Genomic DNA, 24,996 nt, shown 5'->3' on the forward strand with positions numbered 1-24,996 from the left:
AAACTTTTTACTCAACCAGTGAGAACAATTACAACAACTGAGCTTGAGAACAAGATACAAGACAAGTCTACTGTCTTATTAGATGTGCGAACAGCTCAAGAATACATTGGGGGGCATATTAAGGGAGCACGACTTTTTTCACTTGATAGGATTCATACCTATGAGGGTAAAAAAGATAAGTCTATTTACCTTATCTGTCACTCTGGAGCACGCAGTAAGCGTGCCGCAAAAATCTTAAAAGCTAAAGGTTATGATGCTATTTCTGTTAAAGGTGGCATGTTAGCTTGGCATGGAAAAATTGTTGGAGGAAATAGATGACTAAAATTCTTATTGTTGGTGGTGTCGCTGGGGGCATGTCAGCTGCGACACGTCTTCGCCGTTTGATGGAAGATGCTGAAATTATTGTTTTTGATAAAGGACCGTACGTTTCATTTGCTAACTGTGGCTTACCTTTCCACGTTTCTGGAGAAATTGCAGAGCGTAGCAATTTACTAGTTCAGACACCTGAGCGATTGAAAGCACGCTTTAACATTGATGTACGTCCAGAATCAGAAGTATTATCAGTTGATGCAGACAAGAAAGAAATCACAGTTCGTCATGGTGACGAAGACTATACAGAATCATATGATAAATTAATTTTATCACCAGGTGCTAAACCATTTGTTCCAGAGATGGAAGGATTAGACAGTGCAGATAATGTTTTTGTGCTCCGTAATATTCCAGATTTGGATAAAATCATGGCTGCTTTGTCTGATGTTGAATCAGGAAATGCAACAGTCATTGGTGCAGGGTTTATCGGTCTTGAAATGGCAGAAAGCTTAGCCAAAAAAGGTTTGAAAGTGACCATCGTTGAAAGAGCACCGCATGTCTTACCGCCACTCGATGAAGAAATGGCAGCTTTTGTTAAGCAGGAGTTGGAAGAAAATGGTATCAAAGTTTATACCAATCAATCTGCTAAAGCTTTCAAAGATAATGGCAAAACGATCATTTTAGAAGATGATAGTGAGTTGACATCAGATATTACGATTATGTCTGTCGGGGTTCAACCAGAATCTAGTCTAGCAAAAGAAGCTGGTCTTGAACTTGGTCTTCGTGGTGGTATTTTGGTTAATCAAAATTACCAAACAAGTAATCCAGACATTTATGCGGTTGGAGATGCCATTATCGTTAAACAAGAAATAACTGGTCAGGATGCACTGATTTCTCTGGCGAGTCCAGCCAATCGCCAGGGTCGTCAAGTCGCTGACAATATTGCTGGCATAGCGCGTCAAAATAAAGGTAGCATTGGAACAGCTATCGTTCGAGTCTTTGATTTAGCAGCGGCTTCAACAGGTTTAAGTGAGCGTATTGCTCGTCAGCATTTTGAAGATGTTGTTGTCGTTCATACGAATAACAAAGATCACGCTGGCTATTATCCAGGGGCAACTGATGTTGTTTTGAAATTAATTTTCAATAAGAAAACTGGAGTTATCTATGGAGCTCAAGCTGTGGGACAAAAAGGTGTCGACAAACGTATCGATGTTTTAGCTACTGCCATCAAAGCGGGCTTAACTGTAGCAGATCTTCCAGAACTAGAGTTCACTTATGCGCCACCATTTGGAGCTGCTAAAGACCCAGTTAATATGGCTGGATATGCTGCACTTAATATCATTGAAGGTATTAGTGAGTCTGTCCAGTGGTATGATTTGGCTGACGAATTAGCAAAAGGTAAAATCTTACTTGATGTGCGTACAAAAGCAGAAGTTGCTAGAGGCTATATCGCAAATGGTATTAACATACCACTTGACGAATTACGTGAGCGTCTATCTGAATTAGATTCTAGCAAAGAATATATCATCAGTTGTCACAGCGGTCTTCGTTCTTACATTGGAGAACGCATTTTGAAACAAAACGGCTTTAAAGCGAAGAATCTTGATGGTGCTTACCACCTCTATAGTACTGTAAAACCAGAGGATATTAAACATGATTAAAGAAATCTCAGCAACTCACCTACATGAAAAAATGAAGAGCGAAAGCTGTAATATTATTGATGTGCGTGAAAGAGTAGAATTTGCTACGGGGCATGTTCCAGCTGCTGTTAATATGCCTTTAAGTGAGTTTGTATCAAGCTACCAAACGCTTGAAAAAGATAAAACTTATCATATCATCTGCCAGAGTGGTGCACGTTCTGGCCAGGCTTGCCTTTTTCTTGAGGCACAAGGCTATAATGTCGTCAATATTGCAGGTGGTACTTCAGCATGGCCAGGAGTATTAGAATACTAATTAAACATTTTCTAATTTTTTAGCAGGGCAAATTTACCCTGCTTTTATGTTATAATCATTTTATGATTGATAAGAATACCATTTTACAAGAAGCTGAAAAGCTTGTTTATGATAAATTGCATACGGATGCAAGCGGGCATGATTGGTGGCATGCGGTTCGTGTGAGAAATACTGCACGAGAATTGGCGGAAAAAGAAGGAGCAGATAGTTTCATTTGTCAATTGACTGCTTTGGTGCATGACATGGCTGATGAGAAATTAAATGATAATCCAGAGCAAGCTTTAGCAGAATTGAAGGGTTGGTTGACTAATCAAGGCTTAGCTGAGAGCGATGTAAATCATGTTATCCAAATCATCAATACCATGTCATTTAAGGGCGACGGCAGCAGTATACCAGAAACACTAGAAGGAAAAATTGTACAAGATGCTGACCGACTAGATGCTATTGGTGCAATTGGGATTGCTCGTTGCATGGCTTATTCAGGTAGCAAAAGTCGTCCAATTCATGACCCAAACATGAAAGCTCGCGAGCATTTAAGTCACGATGAATATCGTAACGGCAAGGATACAGCAATCATTCACTTCTATGAAAAATTGCTCAAACTTAAAGATTTGATGAATACTGATTATGCACGCAAAATGGCAGAGCACCGCCACAAAGTTTTAGAAGAATTTTTGCAAGAATTTTATGCAGAATGGGATGGCAAATTATAGCATTGCAAATAAAAAAGAAAATGCTATAATTGAAAGACCAAAATTGTGGAGGTTTGTTATATGACAATTAGAGGTGCAAAAGAAGCAGATATTCCAAAGCTTATAGACTTGTTAGAGCAAGTTCTTTTAGTGCACCACAAGGTGAGACCAGATTTATTTCAAGAAAAGGGAGTCAAGTACACCGAAAGTGAATTAGCAGAGCTTATCGCTGATGATAGCCGTCCTATTTTTGTTTATGAAGATGAAAGTGGGACAGTTCTTGGTCATATGTTTACTGTGATTGAGGAATCACATGCGCCAAAAGTTTCTCACAAAACGCTGTTTATTGATGATTTGTGTGTGGATGAGGCTGCGCGTGGGCAAAAGATTGGTGAACAACTTTACCGCTTTGCTCTTCAATATGCCAAAGAAATTGGCTGCTATAATCTCACATTAAACGTTTGGAGTGCTAATAAATCTGCTGTGCGTTTCTATGAACGTCAAGGATTGACACCACAAGAAACCCGTATGGAACAAATTATTGATTAATAAAATGAGAAGTAAATGTGTAAAACGTTTACTTCTATTTTTTTGTCAAAAATGCTTACGAAGAAAAATTTTTTATGGTAGACTGAATCCTGTTGACTGTAAACTGGAGTTGTTTGGAAAGAGTGCAGAACATCTATTTTAAGCACTATCCTAGCGGAGGACATCATGTTGTACGCCGACCTAGGTTGAGGGTTGATGAATAATTACATGAATGGAGATTGATAGAATGCCTCGTAATTTTAAAGAAGCAATGGTGTTTACATGTTTGATGTGTGGAATGATGGTTTTTGGAATGAGTATGTGGAACTTATTTGTTGCAGGAGCATTTTCATGGAAACACGTTTTTCTAGGATTCATTCCTGGTTTTATCGTTGCTTTCATTTTAGATACTCTAATTGTTGGACCAATTGCTAAAAAAATCGCATTTGGAATTTTGCCAAGCGGCTTAAAACATCAATTAGTTAAAATTCTTACTATCTCAGGATGCATGGTTCTTGGTATGGTAACTTGTATGTCATTTTACGGAATGGTCTTTAGTCATGGCTTGTCAGCTATTTCTCTTCCATTATATGGACGTACTTGGATTACAAACTTTGTTGTAGCATTGCCATATAATTTCTTAATCGTTGGACCAATTGCCCGTTTCTTCCTTGGAGAAATTCAAAAACAAGGTCTTTTGGCACCAGCGCCAGCACCTGCTGAAGTAACAGAATAATATGAAGAAAGTTGGAAGGTTTCTTCCAGCTTTTTTTGTACACATATGAAATTCTGTTGAAAATACTTTGGAAAGCAAGGCTTATTTACCTTGGTGGTTTGAAAAAGTAGTATAATGAGCTTAAGGACGTGTAACCGTTTTTAGAAATCGAGGAACAAGTTATGAGTAATCGAACAAATGAAAAAACTGTTCAACTTGACCTTGAAACTTACGCAGCTAACGACGTTTACAAAGCCGCTGCTACGCAAAGCTCAGGCCTAAGTCATAAACAAGTCAAAGAACGTCAAAAACAATATGGTCCAAATCGACTAAAAGAAGCTGAAAAAGAACCAGTCATTGTAACTTTTATTAGAAATTTTACAAGCCTTATGGCAATCCTTCTCTGGGTAGGAGGTGCTGTGGCGATTTTATCTCACAGTGTTGAACTTGGTCTTGCCATTTGGTTTGTCAATATCATCAATGGTGTTTTCAGTTTTGTTCAAGAATACCGTGCGAGCCAAGCAACCGAAGCTCTTAAAAAGATGCTTCCTTCTTATGCACGTGTTATTCGTGATGGACAAGAAGAAAAAGTGCTTGCTGAAGAGTTGGTGCCTGGCGACCTTGTTTTGATTGAAGAAGGTGACCGTATCTCTGCAGATGGTCGTGTCATTTTTGCAACAGATTTGCAGGTCAATCAATCCGCTCTAACAGGTGAATCAAATCCTGTCTATAAAAACAGTGAGGCTGACACAGATGCTCAAAAGACAGCTCTTGAATATGACAATATGGTCTTTGCAGGTACGACTGTTTCATCTGGTTCAGCCAAGATGATTGTCTCAGCGACTGGTATGGCAACCCAATTTGGACAAATCGCTCACCTGACAGAAAATATGGCTGATGATAAAAGCCCACTTCAAAAAGAATTAGACCATTTGACCAAACAAATTTCAGTTATTGCAATTACTGTTGGGGTTATTTTCTTTATTGCAGCGACACTTTTTGTCCACCAACCATTTGCAAAAGCCTTTATTTTCGCACTCGGTATGATTGTCGCCTTTATCCCAGAAGGATTGCTTCCGACAGTTACTCTTTCTTTGGCAATGGCTGTGCAACGCATGGCAAAATCAAACGCCTTGGTTAAAAAATTATCATCCGTTGAAACTTTGGGAGCAACTTCGGTTATTTGTTCGGATAAGACAGGTACATTGACCCAAAATGCCATGACGGTTAATCACCTCTGGCAAGTATCTGGTCAGTATGATGTGACAGGACTAGGCTATGCTGCTGAAGGAGATATCCGCAAAAGTGGAGGTAAGAAAGCTGCGCTTATCGAAAGTCAACCACTTGAACACCTTGTCCGCTTTGCTCACCTCTGTAGCAATGCACAAGTTTTGCCACCTAATGACGAAAATGCCTCGTACACTGTCCTTGGTGACCCGACTGAAGCTTGCTTGAATGTCTTAACTGAAAAAGCAGGTCTAACCCTTGAGAAAAATAAATCTTGGGGACCACGTTTGAAAGAATTGCCTTTTGATTCTGTGCGCAAGCGCATGACAACTATCAATCGAGTAGACAGTCTAGTTGACGGCAGCTCTTTGGTGTCAATCACTAAAGGTGCACCAAAAGAAATGGTAGAGCTCTGCCATTTCTACAAAGACCAAACTGGCATTCATGAAATGACAGCTGATGTCCAATCACGTATCTTAGCAGCAAATGATGCATTTGCCAAAGATGGTTTGCGAGTTTTGGCACTTGCTTACCGAACTTTGGAAAGCGATCGATTGATTCAAGAAGAGCAATGGACACAAGATATTCTTGAAAAGAATATGATTTTTCTTGGTTTGATTGCCATGAGTGACCCACCTCGTGAAGGTGTGCGTGAGGCAGTCGAAAAATGTCACCGTGCAAGTATTCGAATTATCATGGTGACAGGAGATTATGGCTTAACGGCACTTAGCATTGCAAAGAAAATTGGTATTGTGCGTGGCGATGATGCACGCGTGGTGACTGGATTAGAGTTGGAAAACATGTCAGATGACCAACTTAAAGACGCCCTCAAAGGTGAGATTGTTTTTGCGCGTGTAGCACCTGAACAAAAATACCGAGTTGTGTCAGCTTTGCAAGAATTGGGTGAAGTTGTCGCTGTGACAGGAGACGGAGTCAACGATGCTCCTGCTCTTAAAAAAGCAGATATTGGTGTCGCCATGGGGATTACAGGTACAGATGTCGCAAAAGAATCTGCGGATATGATTTTAGCCGATGACCATTTTGCATCGATTGTTAAAGCAGTTGAAGAAGGTCGTGCAGTTTACCATAACATCAAGAAATTCTTGACTTATATTTTCAACTCAAACACTCCAGAAGCAGTACCATCAGCCTTCTTCCTATTATCACGTGGTTTTGTGCCACTTCCTTTGACGGTCATGCAAATTTTAGCAGTCGATTTGGGTACTGACATGATTCCTGCTCTTGGTTTGGGGGTTGAACCGCCTGAACCAGGTGTGATGAATCGACCACCTCGCAAACTGACTGACCGTTTACTTGATAAAAAATTACTTATTAAAGCTTTTCTTTGGTATGGTTTGATTGAGTCAGCTCTTGCTATGGGTGCGTTCTTTATGACTTACCTTTTGCATAATGGAAATTTGGCTGTGCTTGCAAGTTCTGGTCAATTGTACCAAGAAGCAACAACCATGACTTTGGGTGCCATTATTTTCTGCCAAATTGGTATGGTCATGAACAGCAGAACCTCTGACCAATCCATTCGTAAGTTGCAATTATTTGGTAATCCTTTGATTAATATCGGTTTAGTTGTTGAATTGATTATTTTTGTGATTCTGGTATATGTGCCTGTTTTTCATGATTTGTTCAACACAGCAAGTCTTGGTGTTTGGCACTGGCTTTACCTTATGCTCTGCCCATTTGTCATCGTAGGACTTGAAGAATGGCGTAAGAGACTTATGCGAAAATAAGCTTACTTTGGGTGTCTGTCTTTTCCTTGACACTTTCTGAAAATCTCTGTAAAATTCAAAAGAGTTAGGGGAGAATTATGGCGACAATTAATGACTATTTAGATTACAACAAAAATCGTTCTTTTGAAGAATTTGCCTTTAATGAAGCGGATATTCTATGCTTGAATGAGCTTGGTTATTTCTGTTTTGAGGAGTTAGATGCATCGATTGATTTTTCAAAAGAAGTGAATCTTCACGAGGTCTTAATGCCTTATGTAACAGGTGAAAAAGTCTTTAATCATAGTTTTTTGGTGACAAAAGCCCGAGTAGATTTGCTAAAAAGTGTTGTCACTTCACAGCGTTTTAAAAATCTTGTGCTATCAGATTATATCAACGATGTTGACTCAGAGTATGAAAGACAATTTTCAGCAATGGTCTTTCGTTTGCCTGAACTTAATCATCATCAGATTGTTTTTCGTGGGACAGATGATACCTTGATTGGCTGGAAAGAGGACTTCAAACTGACCTACGTCCGAGAGATTCCTGCTCATCGAGCAGCGGTAGCCTATCTTGAATCTTATCTTGAAAAATATGCTGGCAAAGTGACCGTCAGTGGTCATTCTAAAGGTGGCAATTTAGCACTTTATGCGGTGGCACATGTTAATGACTTACTTCGACCTCAGGTAGAAAAAGTTTATATGCTTGATGCACCAGGTTTGCAAGAAGAAGGCCTTGATAGTGAGGGATATAAGGCTGTTCGCAAGCGCGTGACGGTTATTCGACCAGAAGAATCTATCGTCGGTATTATGCTCTATAATGACATCACCCCGATAGTTGTTAAGAGTAACGCTACAGGTATCATGCAACATGCCCTTACCTCATGGCAGCTTAATGAAGAAACTGGTGAGCTTATTTTAGCAGAATGTCAGACAGCTTTAAGTCAGAACCTTGAGAAGACTTTCAAACAATGGATGACAGAGTTGTCTAGTCAAGAATTAAAAGTACTTTTTGATACTCTTTTTGATACCCTGATGTCGAGTGGTATTAATAGCATTAATGACGTGACCATTGATAGAAAATTTGCTACAAAATTAGCCAAAAGCATCGCCTCATTCTACTCAGTCGGGACAGAAAAGAAAATGCTCCTTGCGAAATCCGCAAAGCTCTTCGGTGAAGCGTTTGTCGGACACAGTAAGTTTGGCAATTTTGGAAAAGATAGTATTCCTTTTAGCTTACCAGACTTTAACAGTTTGTTAGCTAATTTGAATAATAGAAAATCAAAATAAAACTTGAGATTTTTCTCAAGTTTTTTTCTTGACTTAGAGTTAACTTCAAGGTATATACTGAAGTAAAGTTAGAAAGGAGATGACCTATGAATATCAAAAAAGTCAGTGAACAGACTGGGGTTTCTGCAGATACGATTCGCTACTATGAACGGATTGGCTTGCTGCCGCGTGTACGTCGAAATAAATCAGGCATCCGCGATTTTTCTGAACAAGACATTGCAACACTTGAGTTTATTCGCTGTTTCAGACGAGCTGGAATGAGTGTTGAATCCTTGATTGAGTACATGAATTTAGTTGAACAAGGTGAAGGCACTGAAGAAGCTCGCATGCACCTCTTGCAAGAACAACGTGATAAACTAGATGCTCGTATTGATGAATTACTAGCAACTAGAAATCGCATGGATTATAAGATTAAAAATTATCAAAACATATTACTGGAAAAGGAAAATGTCCTTTTTGATGAGAAACCAGAGTAGTAAGGAGAGGAAAAATGGAATATAAAACACTTTCAAATGGAGTCAAAATGCCTATTTTAGGGTTTGGTGTCTACCAAGTGCCAGATTTAGCTGAGTGTGAACGTGTTGTGAGTGACGCCATTTCAGTTGGTTACCGCTCAATTGATACTGCGCAAGCTTATATGAACGAAGAAGCAGTTGGAAATGCTATTCGAAAATCTGGAATTGCGCGTGAGGAGTTTTTCATCACTACTAAGATCTGGATTAGCAATTATGGCTATGAAAAAGCTAAAGCCTCTCTTGATGCCTCTCTAGAGAAACTGCAAACAGATTATATTGATTTGGTGCTTCTTCATCAACCGTTTGGCGATTACTATGGTGCCTATCGTGCTATGGAAGAATATTATAAAGCAGGAAAAATTAAAGCGATTGGGATCAGTAATTTTGCTCCAGACCGTGTAGCAGATTTGGCTATTTTTTCTGATGTCACTCCAATGGTAAATCAAGTTGAAACGCATGTTTTTAATCAGCAAGTAAATGCTCGTAAAACAATGGATGAATACGGTGTTCAAATTGAATCTTGGGGACCATTTGCAGAAGGAGGTAATCATTTATTTACTAATGAAACTTTAGTTGCTATCGGTTCAAAATATCATAAAACAGCAGCGCAAGTTGCTCTTCGTTACCTTATTCAACGTGATGTAGTTGTCATTCCTAAAACAGTTCACAAAAATCGTATGGAACAAAATTTTGATGTTTTCGATTTTGTTTTAACAGATGATGATATGGCAGAGATTTTGAAACTTGATACAGGAAAGAGTCTATTCTTCTCGCATACTGACCCTGAAACAGTTAAAGCATTAAGTTCTTTTAAAATTTAAGTATACTCAAAAAGCATAATGCTGTATTTGAAATGAGTATTTGTTATTTTACTTAAGCAGGATTACAATAGCTTTAGAAAGAATTCTTGGTGTTGAAAGGAGTCAAAAATGACAATTAAACAAACTGCAGGTCGTGACCAATTAGGTGAATTTGCCCCTGATTTTGCGCACTTTAACGATGATATTCTTTTTGGTGAAAACTGGAACAATACTGATATTGATGTCAAAACTCGTTGCATTATCACCGTTGTTGCCCTCATGTCACAAGGCATCACAGACAGTTCACTTGTGTATCATTTGCAAAATGCCAAAGCTAACGGTGTTAGCAAAGAAGAAATTTCAGCTATCGTGACACACGTAGCATTTTACGCAGGATGGCCAAAAGCTTGGGCAGTATTTAACCTTGCAAAAGATGTTTGGAGTGAAGATTAAACATACGAAAGAAAGGATAGAAGATGGTAGATAAAGAACTTTTTGATAAAGAAAATGTATTCGGACAAGGTCAGCCAAATGACGCTTTTGCCCAATATTTTGATGGGCAATCCTTCCTAAATCCTCTTGTCGGATCAGATTCAACACTATTTTTGGCAAATGTGACTTTTGAACCAGGTTGTCGTAACCACTGGCATATTCATAATGCTAGCAAAGGTGGCGGTCAAATTTTGATTTGCACAGCAGGTCAAGGTTGGTATCAAGAAGAAGGCAAAGAAGCAGTTAGTCTTGAACCAGGAAAAGTTATCGTGATTCCAGCAAATGTCAAACATTGGCATGGCGCTAAGAAAGATTCATGGTTTAGCCACATCTCAGTAGAAGTGCCAGGTGAAAATACTTCAAATACTTGGCTAGAAGCAGTTAGCGAAGCTGACTACAACGCACTTTAAGACATTTTTATTGTCATATATTTAAACAAAATTAATCTCTCATTCATTAGATACCCAGTAAAATCTGGGTATTTTTTGTGTCGTGACAATTTTATTTTGCCGTGTTAAACTAGAAACTATGACGCAAGAAAAACATATTAGGCTAGTTAAGGCTGGGCCATTTCTTAATCTTTTTAAAAAAGATGCTCAGTATGTAACTCCGATTTTTAGAATAGACCAGAAACGAAAAAATTTACAATTTGTTATTGTTTTTAAATTGGATGAGTCGGCTGATTTTTACGTGCTTAATCGCTCGGAAAAAGGTTATAGCAAGGAATTAAAACGTATTAAGGTATTTACAAAATCACAGCTTTATAGTGCGATGGCAAAAGTCCCCATCAAAGCGCGTGAGACGATTCAGATTTTGCAAGTGCCAAGTGATAAAAAGCAGCTGAAAGATTACATTACTTATTATAACAAAGCAAGCATAGACTGGTTGAGTTACGGTAAGACAGTAGCTCTTGATGATGTCTACAATCCTTTTCGTGATGCGCACTCATCGCTTTTTCACACAGATAGCACTGACAGTGTGGTATCCTACGATGATTATCAAGGAATTCAAGACTTTCATCCTTTTTCTGTTTTGGACAATCATGCGCAAGCTCTGCCATGTCGTTATCAAGACCCGATAAGACAGAAGACTATTTCACTGCAACTGATGGGCTGGTATTTTCTTGGGCAACAGTTGAAAATCAGTTGGAAACCCGACAATCAGCACAATGCACGCTGGCGCTCGTCGGTTGTGGCGATTGACCGAAAGACTCGCCGTTATTTCTTTCAAGGAAATATTTATCAAGAAAAAGGAACTGACCCCGTCTTTTTAGAGAATCTTTCATTTGATTGTGATTTGAAAAATAGCAGAGTAACAAAAGCAGAATTTGACAGATTTATTCAAGAGATAAAAGAACAAGAGCGCGTGGCTTTGCTAAAGCTGCGCTGACAATCAAAGAGGATTTTGAGTCCTCTTTTTATTTGTGCTATAATATTTTCTGACTGAAAACAATATTAGAAAGTATGAAAATGACAGATATTGACATTGAACGTTATCATGAACTAGCTCAACAAAAACAAAAAGAACACCGCAAATTTTTAGCAACACTCAAGAAAAAAGCTCCTAAAAATCTTGATAAAATTACTCAAGAAATTCACACAGAAGTTTTTAACGAGATTGATTGCACAAAATGTGCTAACTGCTGCAAAAGCTTAGGTCCGCTGTTTACAGAAGCAGATATTACACGCATTTCAAAAGTCTTTCGCATGAAACTTGGCGCATTTGAAGACATGTACCTTCGCGTCGATGAAGACGGCGACAAAGTCTTTCAATCAATGCCTTGTCCATTTTTAGGCGATGACAACCTTTGCACCATTTATGACGTCCGACCAAAAGCATGCCGTGAATTTCCACACACAGACCGCAAAAAAATTTATCAAATTAATAACCTAACCATCAAAAACACCCTTTTCTGCCCCGCAGCCTACCTCTTTGTCGAAAAACTCAAAGAACGATTGGAAGGGAAATAGAGAAGTTGCCTCCTCTCATTTTGAGGGGAGGTTTTTCTATCCCTTGCTACGCTTACGTTTTCGTGAAAGCGGTAAAATTTGCAATCAAATAAATGTACTTTGCATGAAAATCATAGTAAGCTAACAGTAATCGAAATAGAGGAGGGCACTTATGTTTTTAGCCTGGAATGAAATAAAACACTCGAAGTTACGTTATGGATTGGTAGTAGGAGTGATATTTTTAATTGCTTACCTAGTATTTTTCCTGACAAGTTTAGCTAATGGCTTGGCACAGACCAATCGTTCGGCGGTTGATTCTTGGAAATCTGATTATGTCATTTTAAATGAGCAAGCTAATAAAAATCTGCGCATGTCACGCTTTTCAGTCGACTTAAAAAATGATGTTAAGGCTGATAAAATGGCAGAATTGACACAAGCTTCTGCAACAATTAAAGACAAGGAAAAAAATAAAATTAATGTCAATTTATTCGCGATTAAGCAGGATGAATTTCTACGTCCGAAGTTGAGTGAAGGAAGGCTTTTCTCAAAAACAGGAGAAGTTGTCGCTGATAGTAGCTTAAAAAAATCCTATCAATTAAAAATTGGTGACAAAATTACTCTTGGAGATAGTACTAAAAAGCTGACTATTACTGGTTTTACGGATAATGCGAGCTTTAATGTTCAGCCAGTTCTTTACACGACAAAAGAAACACTGGCAAGCGTCCTTGCGGATAATGCTCAAGTAAATACAATCAGTGCTCTTGTGATTCGTGGCAAGGTAAATCAGGTTCCTAAAGAGCTTGAAAGCATGACAGCGTCGACGTTTATTGAAAATCTTCCGGGTTATAAAGCTCAGAATCTGACTTTTTCCTTTATGATTGGCTTTTTGATTGTGATAGCAGCGATTGTCATTGGAATATTTATCTATATTTTGACACTGCAGAAAAAAGCAATTTTTGGTGTTTTAAAAGCGCAAGGAATTTCGAACTTTTATTTGTCAAAAATGGTTTTTGCACAGACCTTCATTTTAGCCATATTAGCGGTTAGTCTCGGCTTAGCGTTAACCCTGATCAGTGCCGTTTTTCTACCAACATCAGTTCCGTTTCAGGTAAATCCACTCTTTTTTGCAGGAATCAGTGTGATGATGGTTCTTATCGCAGTCTTTGGCGCACTATTCTCAGTGATCAGCATCGTTAAAGTTGACCCGCTGAAAGCAATCGGTTAGGAGAATTTATGACAGCAATTGAATTAATAAAAATCAAAAAATATTTTAAAGATGGACCCGAACAAATTGAAGCTCTGAAAGAAACCAATTTGACCATTAATAAGGGAGAATTTGTAGCAGTTATTGGGCCATCGGGCTCTGGGAAAAGTACCTTTTTGACCATTATCGGCGGGCTACAATCACCCTCACAAGGTGAGGTCAGACTCAATGGTCAATCATTTAGCCAGAAAAAAGAAAAAGAACGCGCTAAAATGCGTTTTGATCAGATTGGATTTATTCTGCAAGCTTCAAACTTAGTGCCATTTTTAAAAATCAAAGATCAGCTACGTTTGGTTGATAAGGTGGATAAGAAAAAGCAGCGTGAGTCGATTGATAGCCTTTTTGCTCAGCTTGGCATCACTGATATCGCAGATAAATATCCTGAAGAGATTTCTGGTGGACAAAGGCAGCGTGTCGCTATCGCTAGAGCTTTGTACAATGACCCAACTATTATCCTTGCAGATGAACCAACAGCGAGCTTGGATACTGAAAAAGCAATGGAAGTTGTCAAAATATTAGCCGATGAAGCTAAAGAAAAAAATAAAGCGGTCTTGATGGTAACGCATGACAGACGCTTGGTTGCTTATTGTGACCGATTGTTAGTCATGGAAGACGGTGTTTTGTGTGAAGAGGAGATTAGTACATTCCAGCAATAAGACTCTGTGTGTGATATAATGAAGTCAAAACTGACTGAGTTTAAAACGGGTCGTAAGTAAAGGAGACGTCATGATTACTTTTTTCTTGCAAATGCGTCGGACCATTCGTGTCTTGTGGTCACTTCTAAAAGATGAAGAGACTCGAGGAATAGCAGGTGTTACTGCTGTAGTGCTTTTAAGTGGTACACTTTTTTATGCCAATGTCGAGCATTTTTCATACCTTGATGCTTTGTACTTTTCCTTTACAACCTTAACAACGATTGGTTATGGTGATATTTACCCGGTGACGGCAGTCGGCAAAATCTTCACCATGGCATACTCTGTCATTGGTCTTGGAATCATGGCAAGTTTCTTGGCTGTTGTGGTTAAGAAATTTGAGAAAATCAGATTTAAAAAGTAAATTAGTTTTGGACAAACAAAAAGCCGAAAGCGTTCAAACTTTCGGTTTTTTAATAATCAATTTTACGTTCTTCTGTGATGAGTTTCGCCATTTGTGTTGGATTTGTGATGTGAATCTGGTGACCGCATTTATCAATCATATCTTCAGCGCGCAAAGCCTTAACCATTCGTGCAATGGTCACAGAGTGCATGCCAAGGTAGCAAGCAATTTCTTGATAAGTAAAGAAAGTGTCTAAAACAAGATCGCCTTTATCGCTTGCTTCGGCTTGATCAAGCAAGAAACGACAGAATTGAACCAAAGCAGGCTCATTTTTACTGCTGTGAAAATGCTCCATCAGATAAATGTGATTTTCAGTCAGTGTATTTAGCATAAGACTAACAACTGATGGAAATCCAAGCAACTCTTGAAATTGTCGACTTGAGATACGATAAGCAATGCACGGCGTTTTAGCCACGATTGAAAATGATTTTTTTCCATAGTAGTTCAGATGAACAGTGTTCATCAAGGGGACAAATCCAACGAATTGTTGTTTTTTAAAATAGAGGTAGGTTGTCTCTCTACCGTCAGAAGAAATAGAAGAAAGAGCACATATACCTGAGCATAGGATATAAATATCACCGCTTGTTTCTCCAGCGACGGACTGTGCTAAATATTCACCCTTTTGAAAAGCTACACGTTCGCCGTATTGATAAAGTTCTGTAATATCTAGTGTAGATTGCATAATTGCCCTTTCTAAAAATTAACATAGGCTATATAACTATATAGTTTACGAAAAAAAAACGTTTTTATCAAGCCAAAAAATCAGAAAAAGAGCTTAAAAATATCTTGATAATGATTTTTAAAATGACTATTTTTGCGCCAAATAAAGGTAAAATCATGACTCATGGCAGAAATATCCAAATTAATTTTTTGGAGTTTACCTGCAGAAATTTCTTTTTGAACCACGCTTTGATAAACAAAACTAATTCCCAGATTTTTTTGGACCAGCTCGCAAATGGTATTTAGATTACCAATTTCAGTAATTTTATGGAAATCAGAAATGGTTAGATTGGCCTCTTTGAGCATGATTTCAAGTATTTCACGGGTACCTGACCCTTGCTCGCGCACAATGATAGGATAGGTTAGTAGGTCTTCTAAAGAATAGCTTCCGCTTGCTAGGGGTGAGCCGGGAGAAGCGACCGCGATGAAAGGTTCTGTGCGATAAGGCAGAAAATCGTATTTTTCTTTTGAAAAGAAACCTTCGATCAAGGCAAAATCAATCTGTCCATTATCAATAGCTTTTAACAGTTTCTTGGTATTATCCACCAGCATTTTGACTTGGAAATTCGGGTGATTTGCCAAAATATCAACTAAAGAATCGGTCAAAACATACTCGCCAATGGTCAAAGTAGCCCCAAAATTTAGCGGCTGTAAATCTTGCTTAAGCTGTGTCTTGAAATGCTTAATATCTGTGTCCATAGTCGTCAGCAAATCAAGCAATTCTTTGCCACTTTGTGTCAGCCGACATTGCTTGCCAGAAAAGGTAAAAAGCTTAGTTTGATACTCTGTCTCTAAAGTTTTGATATGCTTAGTGACTGCAGGTTGAGTGATATGCAATTCTTTAGCAGCTTGGGTAAAATTAAGCGTTTCGCAGACTTTCATAAAGGTAAAAACACGGTAATCAAGCATAATAATCTCCTATTATTTTTTTTTATTATATCATAATAAATCATAATTTTACATTATAACTTGTCCGGGTTATAATGTTTTGTGAAAAGGAGTTTTTATTATGATGACAATTGAGAAAAAATTGCCGGGAATTATGTTTTGTGTGATTCTGGCTTTACCAGCCTGGTTTTTAGGGCATTTATTTCCACTTGTAGGAGCGCCAGTATTTGCAATTTTACTTGGGATGGTTGTGGGGAATTTTCATAATAATCGCACCCAAACCACTGATGGTATTGCTTTTACATCAAAATATATTTTACAAGCGGCGGTTGTTTTATTAGGTTTTGGTTTAAACTTAACACAAGTTTTTAAAATTGGGACACAGTCATTGCCAATTATTATTTCAACCATTACAGTCTCGTTGGTTGTAGCGTTTTTATTGCAAAAATGGCTAAAATTGGATAGTAATATAGCAATCTTGGTTGGTGTTGGGTCATCTATTTGTGGTGGTTCAGCTATTGCGGCAACAGCACCAGTTATCAAAGCAAAAGACGAAGAAGTAGCTAAGAGTATCTCAGTTATTTTTCTTTTTAACATTCTTGCAGCGCTGATTTTCCCAACTTTGGGAGACATGCTTGGCTTGACAAACCATGGTTTTGCCCTCTTTGCAGGAACTGCGGTTAACGATACTTCATCTGTAACGGCAACAGCAGCGGCTTGGGATGCGATTCATCATTCAAATACGCTTGATGGCGCAACAATCGTTAAATTGACTCGAACACTAGCAATTATCCCGATTACGCTTGTTTTATCATTTTACACAGCCTTCAAGGAAAGTAAAAATGGCGGAGCTTCTGAAAAGACATTCAGTCTCAAAAAAGCATTTCCGATGTTTGTTTTGTATTTCTTGTTAGCTTCAATCGTGACAACAGTAGTTAGTGGCTTAGGAATGTCTGTGGAACTCTTTGAGCAGCTCAAAGTTCTCTCAAAATTCTTCATCGTCATGGCAATGGGGGCTATCGGATTAAATACAAATCCTATCAAGTTAGTTAAAACAGGGGGTCAAGCAATCGGCGTTGGTGCAGCTTGTTGGCTTGCAATCACCTGTGTCAGTCTCTTGATGCAACATGTTTTAGGTATTTGGTAGGAGAAATTTAGACTAAAAATTCCTTAGAAAAATCTAGGGAATTTTTTGTGTTTGAAAACGTTATCAAAAAATGATATACTAAATAAGGCAAACTGAACGGTCATTTATTTTACAATTAGCTCGCTCTCCTTTTATTAAAATCTTATAGGAAAAAGTCGTCTACTGAGCTCTTAGGCGGCTTTTTGATGTCTAAATCTCACAGCGAGCAAAGGAAAATTCTTTTTGCTATAATAAAAACATGAATGAACTGATTAAACACAAATTGGAATTGCTTCCAGATAGCCCTGGTTGCTATATCCATAAAGATAAAAACGGCAAAATTATCTATGTCGGAAAGGCAAAAAATCTCAAGAATCGTGTGCGCAGCTATTTTCACGGCAGCCACAATACCAAGACAGAACTCTTGGTTTCTGAGATTGAAGATTTTGAATACATTGTTACTGGGTCAAATACAGAAGCCCTTCTTCTTGAAATCAATCTGATTCAAGAAAACATGCCAAAGTATAACATCAAGCTAAAAGATGACAAATCTTACCCATTTATCAAAATTACTGTGAATGAACAGTACCCACGCTTGATGATTACTCGCCAAATCAAAAAAGATGGTGCCATGTATTTTGGACCTTACCCAGATTCTGGTGCTGCGACAGAAATCAAACGTCTGCTAGACCGCATTTTCCCATTTAAAAAATGTACAAATCCTGCTAACAAGGTTTGTTTTTATTACCATTTGGGGCAATGTAAAGCTCACACAATTTGTCATGTTGACCATGATTATTTTGTTGAAATGGCGCAAGACGTCAAGAATTTTCTTGATGGCAAAGACAATAAAATCGTCGATGGCTTGAAAGACAAAATGCAAAAAGCATCAGACATGATGGAATTTGAACGTGCGGCAGAATACCGTGATTTATTGCAAGCTATCTCAACGCTTCGTACCAAACAACGTGTCATGAACCAAGATATGATGGACCGTGATATTTTTGGTTATTATGTCGATAAAGGTTGGATGTGTGTGCAGGTCTTCTTTGTTCGTCAAGGAAAACTTATCCAACGTGATGTCAATATGTTCCCGTATTACAATGACCCAGAGGAAGATTTTTTAACCTATGTCGGACAATTTTACCGAGACAGCAAGCATTTTGTGCCAAAAGAAGTCTTTATTCCTCAGGACATTGACGAAGAATTAGTTAAAGCAGTTGTTGATACTAAAGTCATCAAACCACAACGTGGTGAGAAGAAACAGCTGGTAAATCTTGCGACCAAAAACGCGCGTGTCAGCCTGCAACAAAAATTTGACCTGCTAGAAAAAGATATCCGCAAAACGCACGGCGCTATTGAAAATATCGGTGAATTGCTCAATATTCCAAAACCTGTGCGCATTGAAGCCTTTGATAACTCAAATATTCAAGGAACAAGCCCAGTTGCGGGGATGGTTGTCTTTGTAAATGGAAAACCAAGTAAGAAAGATTACCGTAAATTCAAGATTAAAACTGTAGTCGGCCCAGATGACTATGCCAGCATGCGTGAAGTCATTTACCGTAGATACAGTCGAGTCATGAAAGACGGTCTAACTCCGCCAGATTTGATTATCATCGATGGTGGTCAAGGTCAGGTTAATGTTGCGCGTGATGTCATTGAAAATAAACTTGGACTCGATATTCCAATCGCTGGTCTGCAAAAAAATGACAAGCACCAAACGCACGAATTGCTCTTTGGTGACCCATTAGAAGTGGTCGAATTGCCACGAAACTCTGAAGAATTCTTCCTCTTACAGCGTATTCAAGATGAAGTTCACCGATTTGCCATTACTTTCCACCGTCAACTACGGTCTAAAAATTCATTTTCATCAAAACTCGATGGCATTGCTGGGCTTGGCCCAAAGCGCAAGCAATTACTCATGAAACATTTCAAGAGCTTGCCAAATATTCAAAAAGCAGACGTGGACGACATCGTCAACTGCGGTGTCCCACGAAACGTTGCCATTGCTGTGAAAGAAAAACTAAGTGAGGAGAAGAAATAGTAAGGAGATAATCGTGGTAGAAAATATTTTAATACTAGGGAATGGCTTTGATTTAGCAATGGGACGCCAAACTAGTTATGAAGATTTTTTAAGGTTTTTGAATTCATTATCTTTTTTACTATATTGTCAAAAAGCTTATAATCAACAAATTGATGTTAAAAATTATGATTTTCTCTTAAAAGAGTTTGATGATATTTTGGGAGATAGTGAAAGTGATTCAGAGGAAGACTTTCAGAATGAACTTGAGTTTTATAACTCAAGTTCTGATACAGTAAAATCTGATAAAGTTAAATTAGGTATTCTATTAGACTGTCTTTCAAATTATTTTAATGACAAGAAAATCCGACTAATACCTTTTTTTGAAAAAAATAGAAATTTTAAAGCTTATAGTGAATCTGAGGGTGGAAATTTTAGAAGAGATTTATTGTCGAATCTGAAAAGTATCAGAGAAGAAAAAGGTGATATTGAATCAAAGTATTTTTTAGATGTTGACGTTATTGACGACTTAATTCAAATGGCTGGTACTAAAAATTACGAATGGTTGTTAAAAATCAGAAGCAATCTTTTTTTTGATTTTATAAATGAATTTAAAGATAAACTTGGTGAAAAATGGTCAAGTATTGAGCTTATTATTTCTGATATTGCAGAAGCTATTGCTTATGTTAAAAAGCATTTAGAAGAGAATAGTCAAATTATTGAATGGAAGTCTACTGATGAGTTAACTAAGTTGAAAAAGAAATTCATCACTAAGTCAAACTATATTGCATTTAAAGTTGTGATAGCACGTCTAAGTGGCTATAGATTTATATATACGGATAGTGGTTGGCAACAAATCGTTGATGTGTGCAATGAAGAATGTATTCAAGCACTTGATGATTTAACGGATTATCTGGAGTTTTATTTAACTTATCTTGATAAATTAGATTTTGATTCTGAACAAAGAATCGTTAAACAAGACAGTAGTTTAGATGCAATTGAAGAACTTGAAAGTGCAAGAGTGTTAACATTCAACTACACAGATACCGCAAATAGATTATTTGGTATTCCTGAAGAAAATACTCATTTTATTCACGGAAGAATTGATTTCGCTCGTAAGCAAAATTCAATTAATACTATGGTTTTTGGTATTGAGGACAAAGAAGACAAGACTGAAAACATTAATCCTGATTTAATTTCTTATCAAAAATTTTATCAAAGAATAATAAAAGAGACAGGAAGTGACTATAGAAAATTCTTTGAAAAACCTAAAGATTCAGGGAAATCTGTCGATGATATGAATATTGTTGTTTTTGGACACTCGGTCGACCCTTTGGATAAGGAAATTTTTATTAACTGTTTTGATTTAGCCGAAAAAAGAGGCGAAAAGTATAAGTTTATATTTAACTATTATGATGAAAAAGCTAAAAGAGAGATTGTTAAGAATTTAACTATAATTTTAGGAAAAGAAAAAATGATATCATTAACAGCTGAACAAAAAGTTGCATTTGTAAAATGTGATGATGTCCAAAGAATGGAAAAGGAACTTTTGTAGTTGAAGTTAATACCATCTGAAAACTTTCATGAAACTTTCTTTTTCTGATTGTAATCTATTTTAAACTGTGCTAACATGGATAGGGATTTTTAAGGAGATACGCATGTTTAAAAAAATGAAGCAAGGCCTCTCTCAGTTAAGTCAAAAGAGCACTTGGCTTCCAAGCATTGTGATTGTTTTGGTCGCCGTGTTACTCTTGCTTCCCCAATTAACGTCTCGTGGAGTAATTGCGGGTAGTGATTTCCTATTTCACTACAATCGTTTTTATGAGACAGCTATGCAAATTAAGACGGGTAACTTTAGTTATTTTATGTCACTGTATGGCTTTTACAGTTCAGGTCGAATTGTTAATGCTTTATATGGCCCGTACTTTGCTTATTTTCAAGGAATCTTGGTACTCATCAGCAAAAACTGGTATACCTATCAGCTTTTGTCACGTTTCTTGTTGAGTGTGATTGCTGGCTTTTCGATGTATCGTTTGAATCGCAGAGCTTCTGTCAAACCGAAAATAGCCCTTGGTGTAGCAGTCTTTTACATGATGACCTTCTCGGTTCAATACTGGACGTTTAGACAAGGATTTTCAAGCTGGGGTGCCGCTTTTATGCCGTGGTGCTTGATTCCAGCAGTTGATTTTGTCAGAACAAAAAGAGTTGGAGTGCTTCGTCTAGCAGTATCGGTTGCTGTTATGATGCAAGTCCACATGCTTAGCTGTTTCTTGTTAATCTTGGCTTACTTGCCATTTTACTTGTACGGCTTTTTCAAATCTGACAAGAAAAAAGAAGTCTTTTTCAAGGGTGTCCAAGCAGTCTTGCTAAGCCTTCTATTGACAGCAAATGTCTGGGCAGCTTTGGTTGATGTCGGTCGAAGTAATAACCTGGTTGAACCTTTTGTCAATTCAAAACTCTATATTATGACGGTTAACCAGCGTAGCATTGAATGGCTACTAACGCCAAAAGCATTGGTTTTTGTAGTCTTGTATCAATTGTACTTCTCATTTAGACACTGGCGCCATTACGACACACTTTTGCGAGTGGTGACAGGGGCATTCTTTATTTTCTTGGTTTTATCAAGTAGTATTTTCCCATGGTATACGGTCAATAAATTGAATCTTCCTTTGGTAAATCTAATTCAATTTCCATTTAGATTCTTTGTGCCAGCAACGGTATTATTGTTGTTAGCGGCAGCTATGATTTTAGACAAATACTTCGATAAAAAATGGTCAAAATTTGTAGCTATTGGGCTAATCTTGGTGAATATCTTGAGCTTTGTGCAGTTGTCGCAATTGCAAGAAGAAAAGATTGATGATTATTACAACACGAAACACCCTATTCAACGTAAAAAACATACTTTTATCTGGGGTGATCCTGCAGATGTCAGAGCAAGTTTTTATGATTCAGATAAATTCAAGCTACTAGATATCGTTTCAAAATCAACCCCAGATTATCTGCCAGCTGATAAATCAAATGATGATAACAAGTATGTCTTGTATGAGGAGTTTGTCCTTGGACACACGGATGCTTACAAAAAGACACAAGGCGACAACGAGCTGATATATACTTGGACAGCTGATGCGAGTGATTGGGCAATCATTCCAGTTGCAAAATACGCTGATACTGAGCTTATGCTTAATGGTAAAAAGCTTAGTCATAAGGACTACACTTTATCAGGAATTGGCACGCCTACAGTTCAGCAAAAAGTTGGAAAAAATACCTTGAAGATTACTTACCGTATTCGTACATGGTTTAAAGCTTTGATAGTGGTTAATATTTTATCTTGGCTTTCAGTTGTGATTTATCTCGGTATTAAAAAAATAAATTTGAGTAAGAAAGGCTAGGAAAAATTCTAGCTTTTTCTTTTTTGTATTTGTGTATGCGCTTCCGTAGCAAATAGCTGTAAAGTCTTTTTAAAAATGATAAAATAAAAGAGCATAAAAAATTAAAAAGGAGGGTCGCTTAATGAAGTTTCTAGAATTGAACAAAAAGCGCCATGCCGTCAAAACATTCAATAGTAAACCTGTAGAATATAAAGATTTACGCACTGCAATTGAAATTGCTACCTTAGCACCTAGTGCTAACAACATTCAACCATGGAAATTTGTCATCGTCGAAGATAAAAAAGCAGAACTTGCTAAAGATCTTCCAAGTTTGAACAAAAAACAAGTTGAAGAAGCTCAGTACGTCGTTGCACTTTTTACAGATACAGATTTGGTTCAACGTTCTCGTAAGATTGCTCGTATTGGTGTTAAATCATTGGATAATTCAAAACTTGGTTACTATATGGAAACATTGCCTGCTAGATATGCAGAATACGACGACAAGCGTAAAGGTGAATATCTTGCTTTAAACGCAGGACTTGTTGCAATGAATCTTGTGCTAGCTTTGACTGATCAAGATATTTCATCAAATATTATTCTTGGATTTGACAAGTCTTTGACAAATGATATTCTAGATATTGATAAACGTTTTCGTCCAGAGCTCTTGATTACTGTTGGCTACAGTGATGATAAACCTGAACCAAGTTATCGTTTACCAGTCGACGAAATCATTGAGCGCCGCTAAGAGATTTTTAACGTTTATGCACCAAATCTAGTTAAGAATTTTCGCAAAACTAGGTTTACAAATCTTAAAATATGAGTTACTATGGGTTAGTTGACTCAAATGATAAACAATATAGTAGTTTTTCTGGTAAGGAAGAGCTACATTTATGGAGGAGTTATAAGAAATGACAGTAGACTTTAAAGCAGAAGTTGAAAAACGTAAAGATGCCATGATGGAAGATCTCTTTGCACTTTTGCGTATCAACTCTGAACGTGATGACAGCAAAGCTGACAAAGAACATCCATTTGGACCTGGTCCAGCAAAAGCTTTGGAACACTTCCTTGCAATGGCTGAACGCGATGGCTACAAAACTCGTAACATCGACAACTATGCTGGTGACTTTGAATTTGGTGAAGGTGACGAAGTACTTGGTATCTTTGCTCACTTGGACGTTGTGCCAGCAGGTAGCGGTTGGGATACAGATCCTTACGAACCAGTTATCAAAGACGGACGTCTTTACGCGCGTGGATCATCAGATGATAAAGGTCCTACAATGGCATGTTACTATGCCCTAAAAATCATCAAAGATCTTGGTCTTCCAGTATCTAAACGTGTTCGTTTCATCGTTGGTACTGACGAAGAATCAGGTTGGGGCGATATGGAATACTATTTCGCACATAACGGTTTGAAAGATCCTGATTTTGGATTCTCTCCAGATGCTGAATTCCCAATCATCAACGGTGAAAAAGGTAACATTACTGAATACCTTCACTTCGCTGGTGAAAACAACGGAGCTTTCACTTTGAATACTTTTGAAGCTGGTCTTCGTGACAACATGGTTCCAGAATCAGCAACAGCAGTATTTACAGCAGACAGCACTTTGGCTGAACTTCAAGAAAAACTTGCTGCTTTTGCGGCTGCTGAAAATCTTAAAGCTGAGCTTGTTCAAGAAGGTGATGCTTTCCGCGCTACAGTAATCGGTAAATCAGCTCACGGTTCAACTCCAGAACTTGGTCTTAACGCTGCAACTTACCTTGCTAAATTCTTGGATCAATTTGCTTTTGATGGCGCAGCTAAAGTTTACCTTGATACAACAGCTAACGTTCTTCACAAAGATTTCGCTGGTGAAAACCTTGGTGTTGCTTACACTGATGCGAAAATGGGTGCACTTAGCATGAACGCTGGTGTCTTCAAATTTGACCGCAACTCAGATGACAACACAATCACACTTAACTTCCGTTACCCACAAGGTACTGACGCTCAAACAATCAAAGCTGAACTTGAAAAACTTAACGGTGTAACTAAAGTGACTCTTTCAGATCATGAACACACACCTCACTACGTTCCAGCTGATGATCCATTGGTATCAACACTTCTTTCAGTTTATGAAAAACAAACTGGTTTGAAAGGTTACGAACAAGTTATCGGTGGTGGTACATTCGGTCGTCTTCTTAAACGTGGTGTTGCCTTTGGTGCTATGTTCCCAGATTACGTGAACACAATGCACCAAGCAAATGAGTTCGCTGATGTTGAAGACCTTTACCGTGCAGCTGCTATCTACGCTGAAGCACTTTACGAATTGATTAAATAATAGGTGACTG

General features: G+C 37.9%; 25 protein-coding genes. 23 read left to right on the forward strand and 2 right to left on the reverse strand.

Features of this window, described 5'->3' with window-relative positions:
• Nucleotides 1–18: 18 nt before the first annotated feature.
• From ACN0NP_RS08570 to ACN0NP_RS08650, 17 genes are all read left to right on the forward strand, one after another.
• Complete coding sequence (locus ACN0NP_RS08570) at nt 19–318, forward strand: rhodanese-like domain-containing protein (protein ID WP_287180669.1); 300 nt, start codon at nt 19–21, stop codon at nt 316–318.
• Nucleotides 315–1,970 carry an FAD-dependent oxidoreductase gene (locus ACN0NP_RS08575; RefSeq protein ID WP_423217169.1) on the forward strand — a complete coding sequence of 552 codons (1,656 nt, stop codon included), beginning with the start codon at nt 315–317 and terminating at the stop codon, nt 1,968–1,970. Before ACN0NP_RS08570 ends, ACN0NP_RS08575 begins: the two co-directional genes overlap by 4 nt.
• Nucleotides 1,963–2,262 (forward strand): rhodanese-like domain-containing protein, encoded by a 300-nt coding sequence (locus ACN0NP_RS08580; RefSeq protein ID WP_423217170.1) that lies wholly within the window; start codon nt 1,963–1,965, stop codon nt 2,260–2,262. Before ACN0NP_RS08575 ends, ACN0NP_RS08580 begins: the two co-directional genes overlap by 8 nt.
• Before the next feature lie 62 nt (nt 2,263–2,324).
• A complete protein-coding gene (locus ACN0NP_RS08585) occupies nt 2,325–2,975 on the forward strand; it encodes an HD domain-containing protein (protein WP_423217171.1) in 651 nt (216 codons plus the stop codon).
• A gap of 60 nt (nt 2,976–3,035) precedes the next feature.
• On the forward strand, nt 3,036–3,503 hold the full coding sequence (locus tag ACN0NP_RS08590; RefSeq protein ID WP_423217172.1) for a GNAT family N-acetyltransferase: 468 nt from the start codon (nt 3,036–3,038) through the stop codon (nt 3,501–3,503).
• 226 nt (nt 3,504–3,729) lie between these two features.
• Nucleotides 3,730–4,218, forward strand: coding sequence for a hypothetical protein (locus ACN0NP_RS08595; protein WP_024344701.1), 489 nt, complete (start codon nt 3,730–3,732; stop codon nt 4,216–4,218).
• Nucleotides 4,219–4,379: 161 nt separating this feature from the next.
• Nucleotides 4,380–7,169, forward strand: coding sequence for a cation-translocating P-type ATPase (locus tag ACN0NP_RS08600; protein ID WP_423217173.1), 2,790 nt, complete (start codon nt 4,380–4,382; stop codon nt 7,167–7,169).
• A 77-nt stretch (nt 7,170–7,246) separates the two neighbouring features.
• Nucleotides 7,247–8,434 (forward strand): Mbeg1-like protein, encoded by a 1,188-nt coding sequence (locus ACN0NP_RS08605; RefSeq protein ID WP_423217174.1) that lies wholly within the window; start codon nt 7,247–7,249, stop codon nt 8,432–8,434.
• A gap of 86 nt (nt 8,435–8,520) precedes the next feature.
• Entirely contained in the window at nt 8,521–8,910 is a 390-nt protein-coding gene (gene nmlR, locus ACN0NP_RS08610) for a stress response transcriptional regulator NmlR (RefSeq protein ID WP_243603261.1), read from the forward strand.
• Between the two features lie 14 nt (nt 8,911–8,924).
• A complete protein-coding gene (locus tag ACN0NP_RS08615; protein ID WP_423217175.1) occupies nt 8,925–9,770 on the forward strand; it encodes an aldo/keto reductase in 846 nt (281 codons plus the stop codon).
• Between the two features lie 108 nt (nt 9,771–9,878).
• Nucleotides 9,879–10,202 carry a carboxymuconolactone decarboxylase family protein gene (locus tag ACN0NP_RS08620; protein WP_021142106.1) on the forward strand — a complete coding sequence of 108 codons (324 nt, stop codon included), beginning with the start codon at nt 9,879–9,881 and terminating at the stop codon, nt 10,200–10,202.
• 23 nt (nt 10,203–10,225) lie between these two features.
• Complete coding sequence (locus tag ACN0NP_RS08625) at nt 10,226–10,651, forward strand: cupin domain-containing protein (RefSeq protein ID WP_039690914.1); 426 nt, start codon at nt 10,226–10,228, stop codon at nt 10,649–10,651.
• Nucleotides 10,652–10,769: 118 nt separating this feature from the next.
• Complete coding sequence (locus ACN0NP_RS08630; RefSeq protein ID WP_423217680.1) at nt 10,770–11,630, forward strand: hypothetical protein; 861 nt, start codon at nt 10,770–10,772, stop codon at nt 11,628–11,630.
• 80 nt (nt 11,631–11,710) lie between these two features.
• Nucleotides 11,711–12,211 (forward strand): YkgJ family cysteine cluster protein, encoded by a 501-nt coding sequence (locus ACN0NP_RS08635; protein ID WP_074629206.1) that lies wholly within the window; start codon nt 11,711–11,713, stop codon nt 12,209–12,211.
• Between the two features lie 151 nt (nt 12,212–12,362).
• The gene (locus ACN0NP_RS08640; protein WP_423217176.1) at nt 12,363–13,415 is read left to right on the forward strand and encodes an ABC transporter permease; all 1,053 of its coding nucleotides are present in this window, start codon (nt 12,363–12,365) and stop codon (nt 13,413–13,415) included.
• An 8-nt stretch (nt 13,416–13,423) separates the two neighbouring features.
• Nucleotides 13,424–14,110: an ABC transporter ATP-binding protein gene (locus tag ACN0NP_RS08645; protein ID WP_157328025.1), complete on the forward strand. Its 687-nt coding sequence runs from the start codon at nt 13,424–13,426 to the stop codon at nt 14,108–14,110.
• A 70-nt stretch (nt 14,111–14,180) separates the two neighbouring features.
• A complete protein-coding gene (locus ACN0NP_RS08650) occupies nt 14,181–14,510 on the forward strand; it encodes a potassium channel family protein (RefSeq protein ID WP_074669358.1) in 330 nt (109 codons plus the stop codon).
• Nucleotides 14,511–14,559: 49 nt separating this feature from the next.
• On the opposite strand, the gene ACN0NP_RS08655 is transcribed toward ACN0NP_RS08650, so the two are convergent.
• Both ACN0NP_RS08655 and ACN0NP_RS08660 read right to left on the reverse strand, forming a co-directional pair.
• Entirely contained in the window at nt 14,560–15,231 is a 672-nt protein-coding gene (locus ACN0NP_RS08655) for a Crp/Fnr family transcriptional regulator (protein ID WP_027968177.1), read from the reverse strand.
• A gap of 80 nt (nt 15,232–15,311) precedes the next feature.
• Nucleotides 15,312–16,178, reverse strand: a complete 867-nt coding sequence (locus ACN0NP_RS08660) for a LysR family transcriptional regulator (RefSeq protein ID WP_039690907.1) — start codon at nt 16,176–16,178, stop codon at nt 15,312–15,314.
• Between the two features lie 100 nt (nt 16,179–16,278).
• Between ACN0NP_RS08660 and ACN0NP_RS08665 the strand changes: the two genes are divergently transcribed.
• The 6 genes from ACN0NP_RS08665 to pepV all read left to right on the forward strand — a co-directional run bounded on the left by ACN0NP_RS08665 (nt 16,279) and on the right by pepV (nt 24,986).
• On the forward strand, nt 16,279–17,304 hold the full coding sequence (locus tag ACN0NP_RS08665) for a YeiH family protein (RefSeq protein WP_423217177.1): 1,026 nt from the start codon (nt 16,279–16,281) through the stop codon (nt 17,302–17,304).
• 238 nt (nt 17,305–17,542) lie between these two features.
• A complete protein-coding gene (gene uvrC, locus ACN0NP_RS08670; protein WP_107374730.1) occupies nt 17,543–19,327 on the forward strand; it encodes an excinuclease ABC subunit UvrC in 1,785 nt (594 codons plus the stop codon).
• A gap of 13 nt (nt 19,328–19,340) precedes the next feature.
• Complete coding sequence (locus tag ACN0NP_RS08675) at nt 19,341–20,858, forward strand: AbiH family protein (protein ID WP_423217178.1); 1,518 nt, start codon at nt 19,341–19,343, stop codon at nt 20,856–20,858.
• 103 nt (nt 20,859–20,961) lie between these two features.
• Nucleotides 20,962–22,692, forward strand: coding sequence for a hypothetical protein (locus ACN0NP_RS08680; protein ID WP_423217179.1), 1,731 nt, complete (start codon nt 20,962–20,964; stop codon nt 22,690–22,692).
• Between the two features lie 121 nt (nt 22,693–22,813).
• Nucleotides 22,814–23,416 carry a nitroreductase family protein gene (locus ACN0NP_RS08685; RefSeq protein ID WP_021142121.1) on the forward strand — a complete coding sequence of 201 codons (603 nt, stop codon included), beginning with the start codon at nt 22,814–22,816 and terminating at the stop codon, nt 23,414–23,416.
• Nucleotides 23,417–23,579: 163 nt separating this feature from the next.
• Nucleotides 23,580–24,986: a dipeptidase PepV gene (gene pepV, locus ACN0NP_RS08690; RefSeq protein WP_021142122.1), complete on the forward strand. Its 1,407-nt coding sequence runs from the start codon at nt 23,580–23,582 to the stop codon at nt 24,984–24,986.
• The last annotated feature ends 10 nt before the right edge of the window (nt 24,987–24,996 follow it).

Origin of the sequence: Streptococcus equinus (assembly GCF_049393805.1) — a bacterium.
Lineage (GTDB): Bacteria > Bacillota > Bacilli > Lactobacillales > Streptococcaceae > Streptococcus > Streptococcus equinus.

Coding starts and splice junctions, on each gene's coding strand:
- ACN0NP_RS08635 (WP_074629206.1), top strand. CDS start 11,711: ATGACAGATATTGACATTGAACGTTATCATGAACTAGCTCAACAAAAA.
- ACN0NP_RS08605 (WP_423217174.1), top strand. CDS start 7,247: ATGGCGACAATTAATGACTATTTAGATTACAACAAAAATCGTTCTTTT.
- ACN0NP_RS08620 (WP_021142106.1), top strand. CDS start 9,879: ATGACAATTAAACAAACTGCAGGTCGTGACCAATTAGGTGAATTTGCC.
- ACN0NP_RS08660 (WP_039690907.1), bottom strand. CDS start 16,178: ATGCTTGATTACCGTGTTTTTACCTTTATGAAAGTCTGCGAAACGCTT.
- ACN0NP_RS08665 (WP_423217177.1), top strand. CDS start 16,279: ATGATGACAATTGAGAAAAAATTGCCGGGAATTATGTTTTGTGTGATT.
- ACN0NP_RS08640 (WP_423217176.1), top strand. CDS start 12,363: ATGTTTTTAGCCTGGAATGAAATAAAACACTCGAAGTTACGTTATGGA.
- ACN0NP_RS08630 (WP_423217680.1), top strand. CDS start 10,770: ATGACGCAAGAAAAACATATTAGGCTAGTTAAGGCTGGGCCATTTCTT.
- ACN0NP_RS08685 (WP_021142121.1), top strand. CDS start 22,814: ATGAAGTTTCTAGAATTGAACAAAAAGCGCCATGCCGTCAAAACATTC.
- ACN0NP_RS08680 (WP_423217179.1), top strand. CDS start 20,962: ATGTTTAAAAAAATGAAGCAAGGCCTCTCTCAGTTAAGTCAAAAGAGC.
- ACN0NP_RS08580 (WP_423217170.1), top strand. CDS start 1,963: ATGATTAAAGAAATCTCAGCAACTCACCTACATGAAAAAATGAAGAGC.
- ACN0NP_RS08575 (WP_423217169.1), top strand. CDS start 315: ATGACTAAAATTCTTATTGTTGGTGGTGTCGCTGGGGGCATGTCAGCT.
- ACN0NP_RS08655 (WP_027968177.1), bottom strand. CDS start 15,231: ATGCAATCTACACTAGATATTACAGAACTTTATCAATACGGCGAACGT.
- pepV (WP_021142122.1), top strand. CDS start 23,580: ATGACAGTAGACTTTAAAGCAGAAGTTGAAAAACGTAAAGATGCCATG.
- ACN0NP_RS08615 (WP_423217175.1), top strand. CDS start 8,925: ATGGAATATAAAACACTTTCAAATGGAGTCAAAATGCCTATTTTAGGG.
- ACN0NP_RS08650 (WP_074669358.1), top strand. CDS start 14,181: ATGATTACTTTTTTCTTGCAAATGCGTCGGACCATTCGTGTCTTGTGG.
- ACN0NP_RS08595 (WP_024344701.1), top strand. CDS start 3,730: ATGCCTCGTAATTTTAAAGAAGCAATGGTGTTTACATGTTTGATGTGT.
- ACN0NP_RS08645 (WP_157328025.1), top strand. CDS start 13,424: ATGACAGCAATTGAATTAATAAAAATCAAAAAATATTTTAAAGATGGA.
- uvrC (WP_107374730.1), top strand. CDS start 17,543: ATGAATGAACTGATTAAACACAAATTGGAATTGCTTCCAGATAGCCCT.
- nmlR (WP_243603261.1), top strand. CDS start 8,521: ATGAATATCAAAAAAGTCAGTGAACAGACTGGGGTTTCTGCAGATACG.
- ACN0NP_RS08625 (WP_039690914.1), top strand. CDS start 10,226: ATGGTAGATAAAGAACTTTTTGATAAAGAAAATGTATTCGGACAAGGT.
- ACN0NP_RS08585 (WP_423217171.1), top strand. CDS start 2,325: ATGATTGATAAGAATACCATTTTACAAGAAGCTGAAAAGCTTGTTTAT.
- ACN0NP_RS08600 (WP_423217173.1), top strand. CDS start 4,380: ATGAGTAATCGAACAAATGAAAAAACTGTTCAACTTGACCTTGAAACT.
- ACN0NP_RS08590 (WP_423217172.1), top strand. CDS start 3,036: ATGACAATTAGAGGTGCAAAAGAAGCAGATATTCCAAAGCTTATAGAC.